Here is an 18,829-nt window from a genome sequence, read left to right as displayed (position 1 = left end):
ACGCATGGAAGCGGGCGGACCGTATAGCCGTTATGTGCACATACAGCCGCTCGCTAGAAACATGTAGTGGACTCGGGTGACTCTATTTTCCCAAAAGCAGTAGACTTTGACCGGGTTCTCTGCCCATAGGGTCCCTGCGGTCCGTTTTCTTACTGAACGGTGACAGCTATAGACAATAGTGCCTGTAGGGTCCGGTACTTGACGAAGCAGACATTGATTTGGAGACAGCCCCCTCTTATTTGTCCTCTATAACTTTCATTTGTTCATCTTAATATAGCGCCTGTAATTTTTCTCTTTAAAAACTATTCTGCGCATTATATAAGAGACACTCATTCCTGCTAGATTTCAAGCCGTACAGGATGCCCTCCGTCGAAGAAATACAACCAGATTTCACTGATGCTTTCTCCCAAAATATCATTCAGGGCCTTGCTATACAACTCTAGTTGGAAGCGGTACTTCTCCCTCAGTGTTTCCAGTCCCCCACGATGCTCCAGAACGGAATCCGTCTTGTAATCCAGTAAAACAAGTCTTCCATTCTCCCGAAACAGACAGTCAATAACCCCCTGAATCAGTACCTCTTCACGTTCAAGCTCTGGTGTGTTCGCTTCTGATGACGGGAGCCCCAAGACGGCTTCATCCAGTGGACCAAGCCCAGGGTAAGCCTCATCTGCAGGAACCATATAACTGAACGGCAATTCTCTCCGGCTCCACTCTGATGACAGCAACCTAATTCCAAGCTCGGTAGCATAAAAGGCTGCAATTTGTTCCGCATCTATGATTTCAACCTGCTCCGGCGTCAAAATTGCCACCTCTTGCAGCCGGGCTAACGTCTCTTCCACTTCAACTTGAGTCACAGTCATGTCCAGGGGAATATGCTGCATCACCGTATGGTATGCCGTTCCCCGTTCTGCAGAGGTAAGGCTGCGCCGCTCCATGAACTTAGGCCGCCGCAAGCGCAGACTGTCCCGGTATGGCGAACTAACAACAGCTTCTGCTTCACCGCCAGATCTGCTGTGGTCCTCGTACAGATCATAAGATGGCTGTTCTTGCATGGATAGCAGCGTTTTCAGCTCCGTAACTGATGTCTTGGCGGGTATGCGGGAAGCCGCAACATATGGATAGGTCCAAGCGAGTCTGCTAGCAATCTCGTCTCTGGCTGTTGTACCAAGCTCCGGTACAGACCGTCCTTCCTGCAACGCTGCAAGCGCCAGCTCACGCTCTGCCCCCGCTTCACCGTCCTCATCTTTAGCGGAAAATGCAGCTGAACTGAGTCCATTGGAATCCATTACATGAATACTCCAGTGAGAGGCATCGCCATGAAGCACCGTGGATACCGTACCTTCCGAGCCGGACAGCTTGCGTAGGATCGCTGCACCCGGATGGCGGATTAGTGCAGGCCCGACCCAATCGAGGTAGCTGCGCCCCCGGGCCAGCAGATGGTCTGCCAGCAGCAGTTCCTCCCGGCCCTGCATAGCACTCCAGCCCGCAACTTTGCGCGGCAAGTCGCGCACCGTGCCGACCAGGATCATTTTATCCCGGGGGCGGGTCAGTCCCACGTAGAGTACACGCATTTCTTCAGCCAGTAGTTCCAGCCTTGAACGGCGGTTAATCGCTAAATAAGGCAAGGTGGGATAAGTTACCCTCGTCTCCCGATCCACAAAACGCGGACCAAATCCCAGTTCCTTGTGCATCAAAAACCGGGCATGTAAATCCTGGCGGTTAAAGGCCTTGTTCATACCAGCCAGGAAAACAACCGGAAACTCCAGTCCTTTACTCTTGTGAATGGTCATAATTCTGACTCCACTACCCTCTTCGCCGCTGCCGCCCGCGATCCCTAAGTCACCACCGTTTTCCCTCAGACGGGAAATGTACAACAAGAAACGGAACAATCCGCGTGCCGAAGTATCCTGCTCATATTGAACAGCACGGTCATACAGAGCTTTCAGGTTGTTTTGCCGCTGACCTCCACCAGGCAGACCGCCAACCCATTCCAGGTAACCACTTTCCCCATAAATGCGCCAGATCAGGTCGCTGAGGCTACCCTGCCGGGCGGCCAGTCTCCAGCTCTTCAGCTGATCCAGAAAATGCTTGAGCTTGGCTATAAGCTCCAGGGAGAGGCCAGGAACAGATTGGCTCGCTGCCAATTCCTGAATCGTCAACTGACCATCCTGACTAGCAACGTGATCAAGTTCTTCCAAGGAAGCTGCCGGCTCCGCCAAACTACCGAGCGCGTCCGCAATCTCACCTTGACCTGACTCTGCCATTGGCAGCGCCGCTGCGGCAATCTCAGCTTGACCTGACTCTGCTCCCGGCAGCACCGTTGCGGCAATCTCTACTTGACCTAACCCTGCTCCCGGCAGCGCTACTGCGGCCTGCAAAGCTTCATAGAATGTTCCATGACTGCACAGACGGACTGCGGACAGCTCTTCTTCACTCAAGCCAACTACCGGCGAGCGTAATACGCCCGCCAGCGGAATATCCTGCCGCGGATTATCCACTACTTTTAATAGCGAGAGCGCAATTTCTACTTCTGTTGCTTCAAAATATCCCTTGTTCTGGTCACCATAAGCAGGGATACCCTCCATCCGAAGCTCCTCAATCATCAGAGGTGTCCAAATTCTGGCTGAACGCAGCAGGATTACAATATCTCCATATGACACCGGGCGCATCATCTTGAGGCCTTTGTCATAGATGAGCATTGGTGATCCGCCGCTCATTCCAGTCATCACCGAGATCCTGCGGGCAATGGCCCGTGCTTCCAGTTGCGCTGTTTCACTCTCGATGATCTCGCTCTCCAGCGCTGCTTCCCCGTCCCCAGGCTCTTCTTCCGACTTACTGGCACCTGAAGCACCACGATCAATCAGCAACAGTTCCGGAGCAAAATACAGATCGGCCTCCTTGCCTTCCGTTCCGGGAAAACCGGCACCATAGACTAGCTCGGCCCGCTCATCATAGTTGATCTCCGCCACTGTCGCATTCATGATCTGCCGGAAAATCATATTCACGGCATTCACAACCTCCATCCGGCTGCGGAAATTCCGGGCGAGGTCAATGACCATTCCCCCAGAGTTACTGATCGTAGAATCTCCTCCAGATCGAGTCCCATCTGCCGGATGTCCATCCGCTAACTCTACAGGAGCTCCTCCCCTACTACTAAAGCTGCGGTATTTCTCCAGGAACAGACCTGGCTCCGCCAAGCGGAACCGATAGATACTTTGCTTCATATCACCTACCATAAAGCGGTTCCCCGGCGCTTCCCTGGCAATCAAGCGAACAATCTCTTCTTGCACGCTGTTCGTATCCTGATACTCATCGAGCAGAACTTCATCGAACTGGGCTCGGTATTCCATCGCCGCATCGGAGGGCATGGAGTGACCCGGCTGTGAATCCGGGTGACGGAGAATTTGCAGACAATAATGCTCCAGATCGCTGAAATCTACCAGCCCCTTGCCGGCTTTCTCCAGCCGGTAGCGCTCACCGAAGGCTATAACCGTCTCTGCCAGTTCCTTCATCAGCGGCGCCGCTTCATGCAGCTCGGTCAAAAAAGCTTCCGCCGGACGCCCAAATAGGGCATTCTGAAGTTCGGATAGCGTCTTCTTGACGCTTTCCCGCAGCTCCTTGACCATCTCCTGAAGCCCAGGATCTGTGGCATCCTTCTTACATGGCTTCAGCTTTCCGAAGCTTACGCCGCGGAACGCCTCATACAGCTCAGCCCAGGGCCGTTCGTTTAAAGCGGCCTGCAAGCCTTGCACCATGTCCAGATCTGCCGTAAGGTTCTCGGCATATGGAGCAGGCCCTCCCGGCTGCAGAGCTATTTCCCGGCCCTGCAGCAATTGGCTAGCCGCACCGTCCAAGGCTAGCTTCGCCTCTGCGAGGATGCTCTGCACCCATGGTGTGTGCCCCAAGCTCTCCGTATCCGGCAGCGAGAAATCCGCTGCCGTCTCGCGCAGCCACTGCTCCGGCCACGGATGGCTGCGGGCAAAGTCATGCAGCCGCTGGATCAGCGCGTGTACTGCGTCATCCGTTCGTTCGCCGCTGAACCAGTCGGCCAGTGTCACGAACACACTGTCCCCGCCATCTTCCCCGGTCTCGCCATATTTCTCTTCCAGCAGCTCCATCAACAGTTCCTGACGCATCATCTCGGCTTCATGCTCATTCAGAATGCGGAAGCCTGGATCAATCGGAATCAATTGATAGTACCGTCGGATCACCTCCAGACAGAAGGAGTGCAGAGTCGTAATAGAAGCTCTTCCAAGCAAGGCAAGCTGGCGGCGCAAATGCTCATTCCCGCTATCTTCCTCCAAAGCACGGTCCAGCGCCTCACGAATCCGCTGCCGCATCTCCGAAGCAGCAGCCTTGGTGAACGTAGCGACCAGTAGCCTGTCTACGCTGAAGCCATTCTCTTCCCGGCTGATTTTGCGAATAATCCGTTCGACCAATACTGCCGTTTTTCCGGAACCTGCCGCAGCCGCGACCAGGATATCATCGCCGCTCTCCGCAATGGCACGCCATTGGTCATCACTCCAAATGCTGCCTTCGGGCTTATTGTCTATAGCTGGCCTCATATTCACAGCGTCAATCCTCCTTTGCGGGACAGCAGGTCCCAAATGTCATCCTTGCCCGGCTTGCCGAGATGGTTATATCCGCTGCCTTCAATACTCTCATCAAACTGGCACACCGATTTGAAGGAACAGAATGTGCAAGCCGTCTCCTGTTGAATCCGATAGGGCTGGATAGCCACGTCCCCTTCTGTAATCCGGGTACCTATCTCTGCTATCGTCCCTTTTACAGAGGACAGCAGTTGGCCCCACTGCTCCGGCGTGGCTACAGAAGCGCTGCTGTAGAAGCTGCCGTCGCTTTTTACCGCCACTGGAACAATCGCTGAATGCCCCTTGTCGAGTGTAGTGTCCATCAAGGACACGACTTCACGATCAGCCAGCAGCAGACCCTTCATTTTGAACCGCTTCAGCAGTTCCTGCTCCGCCTGCTCGCGGTTCATACCGTTGGACGAAGAGAGTAGCGGATCATGGACATGAAAATAAAGCGTGCCTGCGGGGAGTGCCGGCTTGCCCAGCCATTCCTCGGAATAGGTCAGCAGCACTTCAAGATAGGTCAGCATTTGTAGCGACAAACCGAAATAAACTTCGTGGAGCTTGAGGTCCTTCTGGCTGGACTTATAGTCAATTACGCGCAGCAGAATGCCGTTCTCTCCTTCCGCTTTATCCACCCGGTCAATCCGCCCGACCACTTCCATCACACAGCCGTTGGGCAGTGTTATCCGCAGAGGAGGCAATTCCTTACCCGGTCCAAAATCAAGCTCCAGCCCGACCGGCTCAAAGCTGCCCCGGCGGGCATGTTCACCCAGGATTACGGAAGCCCGGCCCACAATACTTTTCAGCTTACGGGTAATGTAACCGTACCGCTTCGTACTGAGGAGAATCTCGCCCTGAAGCAGCGGCGACAGGCGATCCACCGTCTCCCCGGCTTCGCGCCGGCATTCCTCCGGCGTCAGGCTGGCCCAGCCACGGCCCTGTTCTTGCAGCCGCTGCGCCATTTCACTAAGCGCCGCATGGAACAGCTGCCCGATATCCGGGGCCTGGAGCCTGTACATCTGCCGCTCCTTAAGGCGCAAGCCGTACGCGGCAAAATGAGAGAACGAACAAGCCGAGAACTTCTCCATACGGGATACGCTACCACGCAGCGTGGAACCGCCGTATAGCCTGAGGCTGGTTCCACGCTTCAGCTGAATGCCTTCGTTGCGGTAGAACAGGGAACCCAAGAGCCGCTTCAGGCGCAGCTTCTTCGCTTCCCCTTCGGTACCAGAAGCGAACCAGTTATAGACATCCCACCAGAAAGGCGGAATGTCGGCACCCTGCCGCCACTGTCTTAGTTGCAACATCAAGATACGTAGGCTTTGTTCCGGATCCCCGATAAAGTTCATATGCAGGGGTAACACAACCTGGGCCACTTCATCTGACACCGCAGGCGGACTGGCCGGAAGCTGTCGTTCTGTCAGCTTGCCCCCGAACATCAGTTGCAAATGACGAATCACCTCAGACGGCAGAAGGGCTTTCCCCTCTTCGTCAGCAGTCGCATAGCTGATCCACAACCTATGGCTAGCTGTTGTCAGCGCATTGTAGATCAGGAAGCGCTCGTCAAGCAACTTGCGGGAAGCCCCCGGAGCAAGCTCCAGTCCGACGCTCTCCAGTATCCCACGCTCTCCCTCGGACAAAATGCCGTCTTCTTTGAATTGTGCCGGAACGACACCCTCATTGAACCCAAGGAGAAAAGCATACTTCACACCCGAAGTACGCGTCCGGTCCATGCTGCCTACCAGAACCTGATCCAGAGCCGGTGGCACCAGTCCCATTTTCAGCTCGGCCAGACCCGTCTCCAGCACACCCGCGAACATCGCAAACTCCATTTTCTCCTGGCCCATCATTTCCACGATCTGATCCAGCAGATCAAGCACCGCACTCCAGATCTGGCTGTGCTCACGGGCACTAGCAGCCTTTCCCGATTCCAGTGCCTGAGCGCTCATCTCATCCAGCTTGCCTGCCGTACCTGCATCCTCAAGGAGAATGTATACTGCCCGGCAGAGGTCTTCTCCGCTACGGCTTTTCTTCACCCGCTTCTCAAAATCTCCCAGAGGTCCAACGATGGCCGCCCTACATCTCTCCATTGTGGACAACAATTCTTCGTCTACAGCCCTGCCACCTTCCAGTGAAAGGCTGGGAATGCCCCTCCAGGGACGTCCGTCCGTCCAGCGATACCCCTGAATACCGCATGCCAGCACATAATTCTCCAGATTGTCCATGTCTTCAGTACTCAGGCTGCCGTCATCCGGAAGAAGCAGACCGGTCTTTACACAGCGAAACACATCTTCATAACGCCAACGGCGCCTCACTATATCCAGCCCAGAGCGAATGAATTCCACCAGCGGGTGATGCAACTCATTCACCTTCTGATCGAGGAAGAAAGGTACCTTGTAATCGTTGAACAGCGGAGACACCAGCGATTCATAATCGCTGATGTTTCGCATGAATACCGCCATTTCACCGTATTTGGCACCCTCATCCCGTGCCAGTCTGAGCATTTCGCGCAAGGCCCCTTCCACTTCAGCCCTGTGCGAAACAGCAGCGCCAATAGTAATGGATTCTGTCGTTTCCTCATGGCCTTTCCAACCCAAGCGGCGGTCATAGCCCTGCTCCAGATGGCCGAGCGCAGGGCTATCCTTGAATCGTGGAAGCACTGGAGGCGACAAAAGCTCGTCCCAGACCGTAAGTCCCAGTTCCTCCGCCATACCGCGGAGCTTGATATACGTAACCGCGGCCGGATGGAACAGATCAAGCTCATGCAACCCCCCGCCGGATGGATACGTCTTGTCTAGCGTAAGCGATATTGTCATGCTGGAGGCATGCAGCATCAGTTCCCGCAGCACCTTGAATTCTTGAGGGGTAAAGCCGTGAAAGCCATCCACCCAAACTTCCGCACCCCGAACATAGGAAGACAGCGGAATCTGTTCTGCCAGTTCGACTAGCCGGTCCTCTTCGTCTATATACAGCTGCGACATCTCCTGCTCCAGATCGCTAAATACGATATATAAATCCTCCAGCTTGCTCGCCAAAATAGGGCTATTACCGATAGAATCGCGCATATTGGACAATTGCTCATCCAGATCATTAGAACCAATGCAACAGCGCTTCAATTCGGTATGCAACTGGCTCAGCCGTTCCACAAAACCCGGACGATCCGAGGAGGGTCCGAACAGCTTCAGCTCCTCCTTGCGGCGACTGATGATTTTATAGATAAGCATTTTCTTGCCTTCTTCACTGATCGGAAGACTTGCGCTGCCTCCCGTTTCCTGCCTTACCCGATAGGCCAGCCGCGAAAAGCTCAGGGTCTGGGCGCGGATGCTGCCCCTGGCACCACCAGCCGTGAGCAGGCCCCGTTCGGCCCCGAAGGACCCCTGCTCAGGTACAAGCACAATGATTGGCGCACCAAGCGGCTCCTGCGCTAGCTGAGAGGATATCGACTCCCGTATTTTAGTTGTCTTACCGCTGCCCGAGCGTCCTATTAAAAAGGTTATCGACATAAATAAAGACTCCTCCCATAACAAAACAAAAAATGTAACTCCAGTCACTTACTCGTCCCAACATTATACCATATCCCCCTTCATTCGGAACATACGTTTGGATGATCTTCAAATGTTTTACAACTGTTCCGGGCAGCACATAGCTCCTAACTTTCTACCAAAACGCGCAAAAGCCCGCCGTATCTGATAGATACGACAGGCTCTTGTAACGACAAACCAATTGTAATACTAAGATGATATGCGGAAGCCACTGGATTCCTGCTGTAATGTCCACAATCGGGCGTAAAGCCCACCCCGCTCCAGCAAACTGTCATGACGGCCCTGTTCCACCAGCCTGCCATCCTCCAATACGATGATGTTGTCGGCACCGCGTATCGTTTTAAGCCGATGGGCGACAACAATAACCGTCCGCCCGGCGATCAGGGCGTCAATCCCTTTCTGAATCTCCGCTTCATTTTGCGGATCAAGCGAGGCGGTGGCTTCATCCAGCAGCACTACTGGGGCATTTTTGAGAATGGCACGGGCAATGGAAATGCGTTGTTTCTCCCCACCGGATAGCGTGCTTCCACCCTCACCAACTGGTGTGTCATAGCCCAGCGGCAGCTTCATGATGAATTCATGACAATGCGCCATTTGGGCCGCCTGCCGTACCTCTTCGCTTGTAGCCCCAGGCCGCCCAAAGGCGATATTGTTGCCAATCGTGTCCTGGAACAGGTACACATCCTGAAACACCACCGAAATCGAACTCAGCAGATGCTCAGGCTCCATTTCCCGCAAGCTGCGTCCTCCCAGCAGCACGCGCCCCTCATCTGGATCGTAGAAGCGTGAGATCAGCCGTAGCACGGTGCTTTTGCCGCTGCCTGACGGTCCAACAATAGCTGTAAGGGAACCCTGAGGCAGCGTAATGCTTAGATCCTTGATTACCGGCTTCCCACCGTAGCTGAAGGTCACCTGATGAAATTGAATTCCGCGATCAGCGGGCAGTGGTTCGGTGTTCCCGGTCATTACCGGCTCATGGAGCAGCTCCACAATCCGTTCGCCTGCCTGCTCATTATAGCGGAATTCGGCATAATTGGAGAGCGCTGTGTTGAGCGGATCATAGATACGGGTCCCTATAATCAAGAACACCGCCAGATTCAGAATGCTAATCTCTCCACCCAGCAGAAGCTGGACACCCACGTAGATTAGAAGCGTCAGACCCGCGCGTAAAAGAGCCATTGCTAGCAGAATTACGGGTCCAAATATCCCCTCCAGCTTGATACTTTCCTTCATCAGCACTTTAAATGAATCGTCAAGACGGACAAAACGTTCTCCGGTCAAATTATAGGCCTTCATCACACGTATTCCATTCAGATACTCCTGCAGGCGATTGGCAGCATTCAGTTTAGCCTTCATATGGTCTGCACCAAGCTTGCGCTGCAGCCCTGTCGTCACAACCATGATCAGCAGCGCTACGGGCAAGGCAGCGAACATGCAGAGGGCCATACGCCAATCGAGCAGAATCAGCCCAGCCAGCGCAAGAATCGGCAATACAAAAGCCCCAGCCAGTTGGGGCAACATATGGGAGAGACCGCTTTCTACTAAAGTGAAGTCTCCCATCATCATATTCGCCAGATCGCCAGGATCGCGCCGGGTCAGATACCCCAGTGGGAGCTTCCGCAAATGTTCGGCTAATTCAGCCCGTCCCTGAGCAGCAACCTCATAAGCTCCGCGGTAAGCTGAACGATAAGCGGGAATCTCACTGAGATACATCAGAATCATCGCACCGGCAAGCCCTCCGCAAATCCACCACAGCCGTTCAGTTTGTAATACCGCGCCCGGCGTAATATAAGGTGCAAAAATCAGTCGTACCGCTTCAATAATCAGGGCAAAGGGCAGTACATTCACAAGATTGGACAAGAGCGAATAGAGGACAGGCTGAAGCAATTTTTCCGGATGTCCGGCGGTAATATTGCGTAGCATTTTCATATCAACGCACCTCCTTTTCGATAAGCCAATCTCCGGTATCACTGTAGGTGTGCCACATTTGAGCGTAGAGCCCTTCCATCTGTATCAGTTCTCCGTGATTTCCACGCTCTACGATGGATCCGTTCCGAAGCACGAGAACTTGCTCCGCCCCGCGGATCGAAGACAGCCGATGGGCGATGACGATAACCGTCTTGCCACGCATCAGTTCAGTGAGGGCAAGCTGCATTTTATGCTCGTTCTCGGGGTCGGCAAAAGCGGTCGCTTCATCCAGCACAAGAATCGGCGCATTTTTAAGAATCGCCCGGGCTACGGCAATGCGCTGCTCCTCCCCGCCGGAAAGATAGACGCCCCCTTCACCGATGAGCGTATCATAGCCCTTCGGTAACCTGGAGATAAAATCATCGCATTGTGCCGCTATCGCCGCAGCCTGCACTTCTTCCTGCGAAGCTCCCGGCTTGCCTACGGCGATGTTGGCATAGAGCGTATCATAGAACAAAAAGGTCTCCTGAAAGACAAAAGCGACCGTGTTCATTAACTCATCCATCGCAATCTGGCGGATGTCTACACCTCCGATGCTGATGATCCCGGATTGCGGGTCCCAAAAGCGCGGGACCAGACTCGCTACCGTCGATTTTCCAGACCCTGAAGGACCCACCAATGCAGTCACCTCGCCCTGCCTCGCTCGGAAAGACACCGCACGCAGAGCATCAGCAGCCTGTTCTTCCGGATTCCCGTAGGAGAAGGTCACCTCCGTAAACTCGATGTCAAAAGTACGCGGTGACTGCGGATCTTGTGGAATCGGTACTGGGGCCTGCGCCAAAAGCTGATCCATTCGTGCCACTCCCTCCCCAATATCCCTCGTACTGGAGGCCAGCATCAGCAGTTTGAAGAGTGGTGCAGAGATTCCCGGAGCCATGACTAGAAAGAACAACAGTACTATAGCTAAAGACATATTGTCCGGCTGGCCGCTCAACAGAAAAACACCTACCGGCAAAATAAAGGTGAACAGTGAAGACAACAAGGTTTTGAACATAATGTAGCCATTCTGATATCGGTCTGTAATTTTCAAAGAGTGATCACGATAATTCACCATATCACTGTAAAACTTGCGGAACGAATGGACCGTCTGCCCAAAAACCTTCACCGCAGGCATCCCCCGGATGTACTGCACGGCCGAAGCATTGATCTGTTCCAGGGAATCATAATACAGCTTTATGCCTTCCTTGCCCCTGCTACCCATCATCAACAGCGTTTGAGCAACAAAGCCGAGCAAAATAGGCACCAGACAGGCGATCGCCAGCGGAGGACTCAGCCAGAACATGGCAAAGATCATCACAATGGTCGTCACCAGAGCGCTGATGAGATCGGGCAGCTTATGTGCAATAAAGTTCTCCACCTTCTCTACATTCTGCTCCAGCGTTTTTTTGATGGCTCCGGTTGAGGTCCCTGTGAGGTATCCCAGCGGCAGCCTGCCGAGATGCTCCGTCATCCGCACCCTGAGATTGTACTGAATACGAAATGCTGCAATATGCGAGCACATGCCTCCGGCGTAAAGTAACAGCAATCCTAAGACTAGCCCTCCTAGTGCAATAAGGCCCCACTGTATCATATAGCTTCCATCGGCCTGTCCCGGCGCCGAAGCGTGACGTAGCAGCTCCGCCAGCACGAAATATACTGATATATAGGGCACTAGCATCAGCACGGCACTGGCGGAGGAGAACACACCCGACAGGAACAGAAGAGTTTTCTTCTCCCCGGCAATCTCCAAAAGTCTGGGCAGGCCAGATTTGGTTTTACTCACGACATCTTCCCCCAATTGGTTTAAAAGCGCAAAAAAAGTGCACTGAGAATCATTCTCTGTGCACTATATTAGTGGAGTATCGCTGTCCAACTCTACTCCTTGCGGGATTATTATGAATCAAAAAGGGAGCAATCCGGGCAAATTCTCATTTTGATCATCGTCAGCCATCCATTCCGTCCTGTTCGGACCTGCACCTCGGGAACGAATGGCATATTCTCCAGGCCGAACCCCGAATTTTTTGCGGAATGCTGCTGCAAAGTGGCTGGCATTGCCGTACCCTACCCGGTACGCAGCTTCCGTTACGGTCAGGCTGCCTTGCTCCAGCAAATGACGTGCCTGCTGCATCCGCTGTTCAATCACATAAGCATGCACGGTATAACCAAACATCTCCTTAAATCCTTTTTTGAGCTTGAATTCATTGAGACAGATGTTCCGGGCCAGTGCTGCTAATGTCGGCGGCTCGATATAATCCCGCTGTAAAATCTCCCTTGCCTGCTGCAAGCTGGCCATATCGTCTCTGGATAGCCGAACGGTTTGCGGAATCCGCTCCACTTCGTACAGCGATTCATTGAGGTAAACAGCGAACAGTTCCAGCATTTTCGCTTCCAAATAGAGCTCCCTAACACCTCCGCTATAGGGGCATTCCCAAATTTGCGACAGAACAAGCCGGATGTCAGGCGTAATTCTATTTTTGTTGAAAAACACAGCCTCGTTTCCGGTAAAACGGAGCCGTTCATCCTCGGTCAGCCCGCTCGTCATCCGCTTGAACTGCTCCGGGCTCATATCCATACTGAGAAAACGATAATTGGCATCCCGCACATACTGGCAATTCTCAGCCCGTACGCCACCATACAGCAGAGCGCTCTGCCCTGTATCAATGCCAAAGTTATCTCCCTTCAGCGAAGTACCCCATTCAATTCCGTGCCCAAGACAGAACACCAGCTCTGTCCGCGGGGAGTTGAACTCTCCGTTAGCCTGTATGTCCCTGTTAAAAGTAAGGCTGAAGTTAGTCATCTGAATATTACCGCGGGTGAGCAGACTACGGCAGGACCCAGCCCCAATCTCTTCCGGTGGCTTAATTTCGAAATGTCCTCCGTCAAGGCGGTAAGTATGACTGAACCCTTCGCAGGAAAGCGTCTTTTTAGCATCTATTCTTTCATGGTCGTGTACATTCGCATTATGCTCCATCCCTTAGCCCCACTTCCTCTTGCTTTGGGTTCATTATATACGCAAATGAGAATTATTATCAATCATATAAGACGAACTTAAGATTCTCACTTAAGGCTTGGTCTTCACTGCGGTGATTGGAATAACGGGAATGACTCATGTTATTTTCATTAAAACGGCTCCTTTTCTACAAACAACTGGAAAAACTCCTGTAATCACCTCATTACTAGCTAATTGCGGGATAAACGAGGTTTTTAACGGGAGAAATTCCCTCTATTCATGAAAAATACAGTGAAAGTAAGTATCTAACGGTATATTTTCCTGTTATTAAAGTTTCTCTTAAGCTCGAACGCGGGATACACAAGGTACACCAAGTTACGCCCTTGTATACGAGGAATTCACCCACCCAGGACGTTAGATTTTTAAGTTCACACTATATTGCTGTTGAAATCTGTCTAAAGCTTATGCTTTCGATACCGGCTTTCCTACGGAAAGCTTTCAGGCGAGTGCATTCGCTCCTACAGCTCCAACTCTTCCCTTTCGTTTCTTCTAGCTCTTGGTTAATTTCTTTTATTTTACTTTACTTACAATTTGTCTTACATAAAACCAAATCAAAGCAAGTCTCCACACATAAAAATAAGAGTGCCGAAAAGTCCGTAGACGTTCTCGACACTCTTATTCTGCCCACGAGGGCAGCTTCCATTTTCACATGTTAGGTTCGCTCGCACATCCAGCGTACCTAACGGGAGATTTAATTACTCTTGCTCCGCACTTCAAAGATCGCGAATTTCAGGTAATGTCCTTCATCCACACCGAGAATTTGCGGGTGGTCCTTGCCAGCAGCACGCCACTCGACCAGTCTGAGTACCTTACCAGCATCCTTAGCTGCCTCCCCGATGGTTTCCAGGAACAAATCTGGCTGCATGTGATAGGAGCAGCTTGCCGTTACCAGATATCCACCCTCGTTCACCAGCTTCATGCCATGCAAGTTAATGTCCTTATATCCGCGGCAAGCTCCTGCTACGGCACTTCTTGTCTTGGCAAAAGCAGGCGGGTCCAGAATGACCACGTCAAAGGTCCGTCCGCCGCCAGCGGTCATCGGCTTGGCTGTATCCGCCTTGGCTGCCTTGGCGCCAGAATCCTGCCCCGCTACCGCGGTAGCACGTTCGGAGCGTTCTTCCAACCCCTTCACCTGATTGCGCAAGTATTGGAACGCATCGTCGACTACGAATTCCACCCGATCACTGAATCCATTCAGCTCTACGTTGGTCTTGGCGCTTTCAATAGCATGAGCGGACACGTCAAGACAGGTCACCTTCTTGGCGCCGTATTTGCAGGCATGCAAGGTAAAGCTTCCTGTATGCGAGAAGCATTCTAATACGGTAGCGCCGTCCCAGTATGGGAAGGTCACTGTCTTGCCGCTTTTGTTAACCGGCAACACTTGGCGTGAGCCATCCTCTGCATCAACCTCCTGCAGCGTAATGCCGCTGCGTTCCCCCCAGCCTGTCATTAGCGGTGCAATGGAGGCCCGGTTCTCACGCTGGTCGAAGAAGTAACCTGTCTTCTGGCCTTCCACGATATCTACGATCAGCTTCAGGCCATTCTCGGTAACCGTCACATGACGGGGGCATTCCCCGTAAAGAAGCCCGGTTACCTGCTCCAACCCCTCCAGCTCGCGAACGCTGACGTCGCTGCGCTCATAAATCCCGCGCGGTGCCATCACCTGCACCAGCGCCTCTACAATCTCTGCCCGCCGCTTGTCCATGCCCAGCGTCAGCAGTTGCACGACCAGAACGTCTCCGAACCGGTCCACAATCAGTCCCGGCAGAAAATCGGCTTCGCCGTAGACCAACCGGTACGCGTCTGCGCCCGGGAGGAAGCGATTCCGATGTCGCAGGCAGTTCGTGAACCGCTCCACGAAGAACGCTGTGTCCATCTCTTCCAGATGCTGATGGGACACTACCCGGACCCGGATCTGCGATGCAGGGTTATAGTACCCTGATGCCAGAAACCGGCCCTGATGATTCATAATATCGACCAAGCTGCCAGCTTGTGGCTCTCCTTCCACCGAGGCCACTTCACTGCCATATACCCATGGATGGCCCTGCTCCAGTCTTTTTTTACGGCTACGTTCCAGAATTACTGATGCCAATGACTTCAACTCCTTGATCTTATCGTTTTATACATGTCCACTGCGCTACTTTCATATATTGGTGTACAACCCCAGTCAAAGGAGCATGTTGTTATGATCCGTGATCTGTTGTTCCCTGTCATATATGGTCTTGTTATTTTTCTAGCCGGTATGAAGCTGATGGAGAAGTCCTTGTCCCGACTGGCCGGTCCGCTGCTGAAGGCTGGCCTGAATAAAGCAACGGCTACACCGTTAAAAGGCATGATAGCCAGTAGTCTGCTGTCCGCCCTGCTGCAGAGCAGCACCGCCGTCACCGTGCTGACGATCGGTATGGTGAATGCCGGGCTGCTCACCTATGCCCGCACACTGGGCATTATTCTCGGCAGCAACATCGGCACCTCCCTGACTACAGAACTGATCGGACTGCAGATCAGCTCCTATTCTTCGCCACTGCTGGCCGTCTCGCTCAGCCTATGGGGTGCTGCGGTTATCCTCGGTGAGCTGTCGCCTAACCATCCTGTAGCATCATCGCTCCAGCGATTATCCACGCCGCTCCAATACATTAGCCTGGCTATCGCCGGTTTCTCACTCGTCCTGTGGGGCATCAAAATCATGCAGTCGATTGGCCCAGCGCTACAGGAAAACGGCTTGTACTGGTGGTTCCTGGACCATGCAGCCACAAGCGCCCTCTGGGGCATCGTCGCCGGTGCCTGCCTGACCGCGCTTGTACACAGCAGCGCTGCTGTCATTGGCATGGCCATCGGCGTTGCCACCTCAGGGGCCTTGCCAACTGAGGTGGGGATTGCCATTGTGCTGGGCGCGAATGTCGGCACATGCGTCACAGCCGTGATCGCATCCATCGGGGGTTCCATTGCCGGAACCTTCGTCGCCTGGACGAATGTGGCGCTCAACGTAGGCGGCGCACTGCTGTTCCTGCCGCTCATCGGCCCGTTGCAAAGTCTTTCCGCCTGGATTGGCGGAGGTTCTGGCGCACAGATTGCGCACGCTCAGACCATTTTCAACATCGTCTGCTCGGCACTGGTCTTGCCACTGTGCTACCTGCAGTTATGGTCCAGGCTGGAGACCCGGTTCCAGTCCTAACATGCGCTTCCATGGCATACACCTTACCGGCACTTCTGCTGTCGCTGTACTATTATACTTCAATTGGGCCGTTTCATCTAATACAAAGAAGAAAAGATGCATGTCATAAAAAAAGAACTGCAAAGGCCCGATAGTCAGGCTTGCAGTTCTTTCCATCTTCCAACTATTTTTAGCATAATGCTGCAATTACTTGACTGTGACAGAGACCGATACAGTCTTACCGTCGAATTTGCCTTTAAAGGATGTCGATCCCTTCGCCACCCCTGTAATGCTACCAATCGACCATTTTGCAACCGATGGCTTCGAGTTGGTCCAGGTTACAAGACCTGTCACATCAACTGTTTTACCGGTATCATACAGAGCTGTAACCACCACCGTCTGCTTAGCTCCTGGAGCCAGTTGGAGGCGAGTTTCATTAACTGTCAGCTTGCTCAGCTTGGGAATCACGTTGACTTTCAGACTGATATCAATGCCTTGATAGGAGCCTTTCAATGTAGTCGTACCTTCGCCTACAGCTTTTACGGAAGAACCATTCACCGTAGCCGCTGCAGGATTGCTGGATTCCCATTTGATGCTGCTGGACAGATTGCCTGTTTTTCCGTTGGAATAATAAGCCGTGACCTTAACTGTCTTACTGTTCTTGATGTTCATTTCCAGTGAAGCCGGCTCCACTACAATCTTGGTGATCTTCTGTTCGATGGTTACCGGGATTGTAATAGTCTTGTTAGCATACGTCCCTTTCAGGCTCGCACTGCCTTTAGTGAGTCCTTTAATGGTTTGACCGCTTGCACTTGTCTTGAGTACGGCATTCGTGCCCGTAATCTCCCACTTGATCTTATCTGAGGTCTCACGCTCGTCACCGTTCTCCATAACCGCTCTTACCGAAGGCACAGCCTTCTCTTCACCGGTGACCACTACAAAGTTGTCCTCAGGTCCGATCAGTACCAGTACTTTATCCTGAACGGTAAGCTTCAGTTCCACGCTCTTGTTGCGGATATCCGCTTTGGACGCGGTGGCGCCGCCCTCTTTAATTTTACCAGTCAGAGTGACAGTACCTGCAGATTTACCTTCAATCTTGCCGTCCTTGATCAGAGCGATCTCTGCATTGCCGGACGTCCACTCCATCTCCTGGCTCAGATCAAGCTTGGAGCCGTCAAATTTGGTGCCGTTTACCTTGGGCAAGCTCAACGTATCGCCTTTGAACATTTCCTTCTCGGACTTTTCATTCTCTGCCTTCTCAACTTCGATAGATGTGATGGTTGGCAGCACCTTTACCTTGATGTCTCTGCTGATTCCTCTGTACTCGGCTTTGATTGTAGCGTCTCCCACACCCTTAGCCGTAATGTCCGCAGCGTCTGCTTCTGCTTTGGCTGTAGCCACCAGTTGGTCGCTGGATGTCCAGGTAGTGTTCTGGGATACATTCGGAATGGAGTTGACCGCATCTCTTACCTCTGCTTTCACATCCAGCACTTCGCCCATGAACAGCGTCTGATCCTTGGCAGGTGTCAGCAGAAGCGCTTCATAAGGCGAGCGAACATAGACGTCTACGGAGGCTTTGACGCCCAGATTTGTGATCGTAACCACCGTTTTGCCTATGGCCAGAATCTTGAGTTCCCCGTCCTTAACTGTAGCTACAGCCGGATTGGAGGAACTCCAGTCTCCCTTGGTAGTTAAATCTTCCGAATCCGACACCGAAGCCGGTTTGCTGAAAGCCGTTAATTTGATAGGATTGTCTCCGGGCAGGGTCTCAACATCCTTGACCACTTTGCCGTTCTGCTTGATCTCAATCTCGGTAAAAGCAACTTCAACTTCAGTCTTATATGTAGCCGTCAGGCCTTTGTATTTCGCAGTAATCGTTACCTTACCTTCTTTAAGAAGATTGACTTTACCGTCCGATATCGTCAATACACTGGTATCAGAGCTGGACCATTCAACATCTTTTGTAACATCAGTCGCTTCGGTAATCGACTTTCCACCGAGCACCGTTGCTTTGATTGCCCGCTTCTCTTCGCTGTCTCCCAGCTTGTAGTTGCCCTCTTTATGTTCAATCTTCAGGTCTTTAAATGGATGAGTCACAGAAACTTCAATTGTAGTAAGCATACTATTATAAGTAGCCGTAATAATGGCTGTGCCACTGTCAAGCGGTGTCAAAAGGCCGTTCATAACTTGTACAGCAGTGGTATTGGAAGATTTCCAGGTCACCGCACCCGTTACGTCTCTCTTGGAAGAAGAGCCCTCTACATTGGCGAACACCTTCAATTGTTTCGGTGTCTGGCCGACTACGAGATCCAATTTGGCTGAACTCTCAAACTCTATCGAGTTGATATCTCCCTTTTCAGCAAAGACACTTCCCGGAAATACTACGGTAGCCAGCAGTGTTATGATGAGAAGCAACTTCGTCATTTTCCTGTTCACAGTCATCATTTCTCTCCTTCATTCTGATGTTGTCCTGGGAGGGTACATTCCCACACTCTTCCACTACTATCGACATTTTGCATCGAAGTGTTTACTCTTTCTGAAATTAAGGGGGCTTAAATTCACAATTCAGGACTTTATGACTATAAAA

Annotated in this window: 8 protein-coding genes; 1 reads left to right on the top strand and 7 read right to left on the bottom strand. The window is 52.5% G+C overall.

Annotated features, from left to right (window positions below; translation table 11 throughout):
* Positions 1-338: 338 nt before the first annotated feature.
* The 6 genes from ACFVRY_RS12600 to ACFVRY_RS12575 all read right to left on the bottom strand — a co-directional run bounded on the left by ACFVRY_RS12600 (position 339) and on the right by ACFVRY_RS12575 (position 15,183).
* Positions 339-4,565 (bottom strand): UvrD-helicase domain-containing protein, encoded by a 4,227-nt coding sequence (locus tag ACFVRY_RS12600; RefSeq protein ID WP_387500961.1) that lies wholly within the window; start codon positions 4,563-4,565, stop codon positions 339-341.
* A gap of 2 nt (positions 4,566-4,567) precedes the next feature.
* Positions 4,568-8,095: a helicase-exonuclease AddAB subunit AddB gene (addB, locus tag ACFVRY_RS12595; RefSeq protein ID WP_387500547.1), complete on the bottom strand. Its 3,528-nt coding sequence runs from the start codon at positions 8,093-8,095 to the stop codon at positions 4,568-4,570.
* A 228-nt stretch (positions 8,096-8,323) separates the two neighbouring features.
* Entirely contained in the window at positions 8,324-10,063 is a 1,740-nt protein-coding gene (locus tag ACFVRY_RS12590; RefSeq protein ID WP_387500546.1) for an ABC transporter ATP-binding protein, read from the bottom strand.
* Position 10,064: 1 nt separating this feature from the next.
* Positions 10,065-11,864: an ABC transporter ATP-binding protein gene (locus ACFVRY_RS12585; protein WP_387500545.1), complete on the bottom strand. Its 1,800-nt coding sequence runs from the start codon at positions 11,862-11,864 to the stop codon at positions 10,065-10,067.
* Positions 11,865-11,981: 117 nt separating this feature from the next.
* Entirely contained in the window at positions 11,982-13,052 is a 1,071-nt protein-coding gene (locus ACFVRY_RS12580; RefSeq protein WP_387500544.1) for a helix-turn-helix domain-containing protein, read from the bottom strand.
* A gap of 730 nt (positions 13,053-13,782) precedes the next feature.
* Positions 13,783-15,183, bottom strand: coding sequence for a class I SAM-dependent rRNA methyltransferase (locus ACFVRY_RS12575; RefSeq protein ID WP_387500543.1), 1,401 nt, complete (start codon positions 15,181-15,183; stop codon positions 13,783-13,785).
* A gap of 93 nt (positions 15,184-15,276) precedes the next feature.
* Here ACFVRY_RS12575 and ACFVRY_RS12570 point away from each other — a divergent pair, with 93 nt between their 5' ends.
* A complete protein-coding gene (locus tag ACFVRY_RS12570; RefSeq protein ID WP_387500542.1) occupies positions 15,277-16,263 on the top strand; it encodes a Na/Pi cotransporter family protein in 987 nt (328 codons plus the stop codon).
* Positions 16,264-16,449: 186 nt separating this feature from the next.
* On the opposite strand, the gene ACFVRY_RS12565 is transcribed toward ACFVRY_RS12570, so the two are convergent.
* Positions 16,450-18,684: a translocation/assembly module TamB domain-containing protein gene (locus ACFVRY_RS12565; RefSeq protein ID WP_387500960.1), complete on the bottom strand. Its 2,235-nt coding sequence runs from the start codon at positions 18,682-18,684 to the stop codon at positions 16,450-16,452.
* Positions 18,685-18,829 lie beyond the last annotated feature (145 nt).

It is taken from the genome of Paenibacillus sp. NPDC057934, from assembly GCF_042887565.1.
In the GTDB taxonomy this organism is placed as follows: domain Bacteria; phylum Bacillota; class Bacilli; order Paenibacillales; family Paenibacillaceae; genus Paenibacillus_AQ.
Note: the sequence above shows the minus strand (reverse complement) of the source record. Positions and strands in the feature narration are given on the sequence as shown.

Coding starts and splice junctions, on each gene's coding strand:
- ACFVRY_RS12600 (WP_387500961.1), bottom strand. CDS start 4,565: ATGAGGCCAGCTATAGACAATAAGCCCGAAGGCAGCATTTGGAGTGAT.
- addB (WP_387500547.1), bottom strand. CDS start 8,095: ATGTCGATAACCTTTTTAATAGGACGCTCGGGCAGCGGTAAGACAACT.
- ACFVRY_RS12590 (WP_387500546.1), bottom strand. CDS start 10,063: ATGAAAATGCTACGCAATATTACCGCCGGACATCCGGAAAAATTGCTT.
- ACFVRY_RS12580 (WP_387500544.1), bottom strand. CDS start 13,052: ATGGAGCATAATGCGAATGTACACGACCATGAAAGAATAGATGCTAAA.
- ACFVRY_RS12570 (WP_387500542.1), top strand. CDS start 15,277: ATGATCCGTGATCTGTTGTTCCCTGTCATATATGGTCTTGTTATTTTT.
- ACFVRY_RS12565 (WP_387500960.1), bottom strand. CDS start 18,684: ATGACTGTGAACAGGAAAATGACGAAGTTGCTTCTCATCATAACACTG.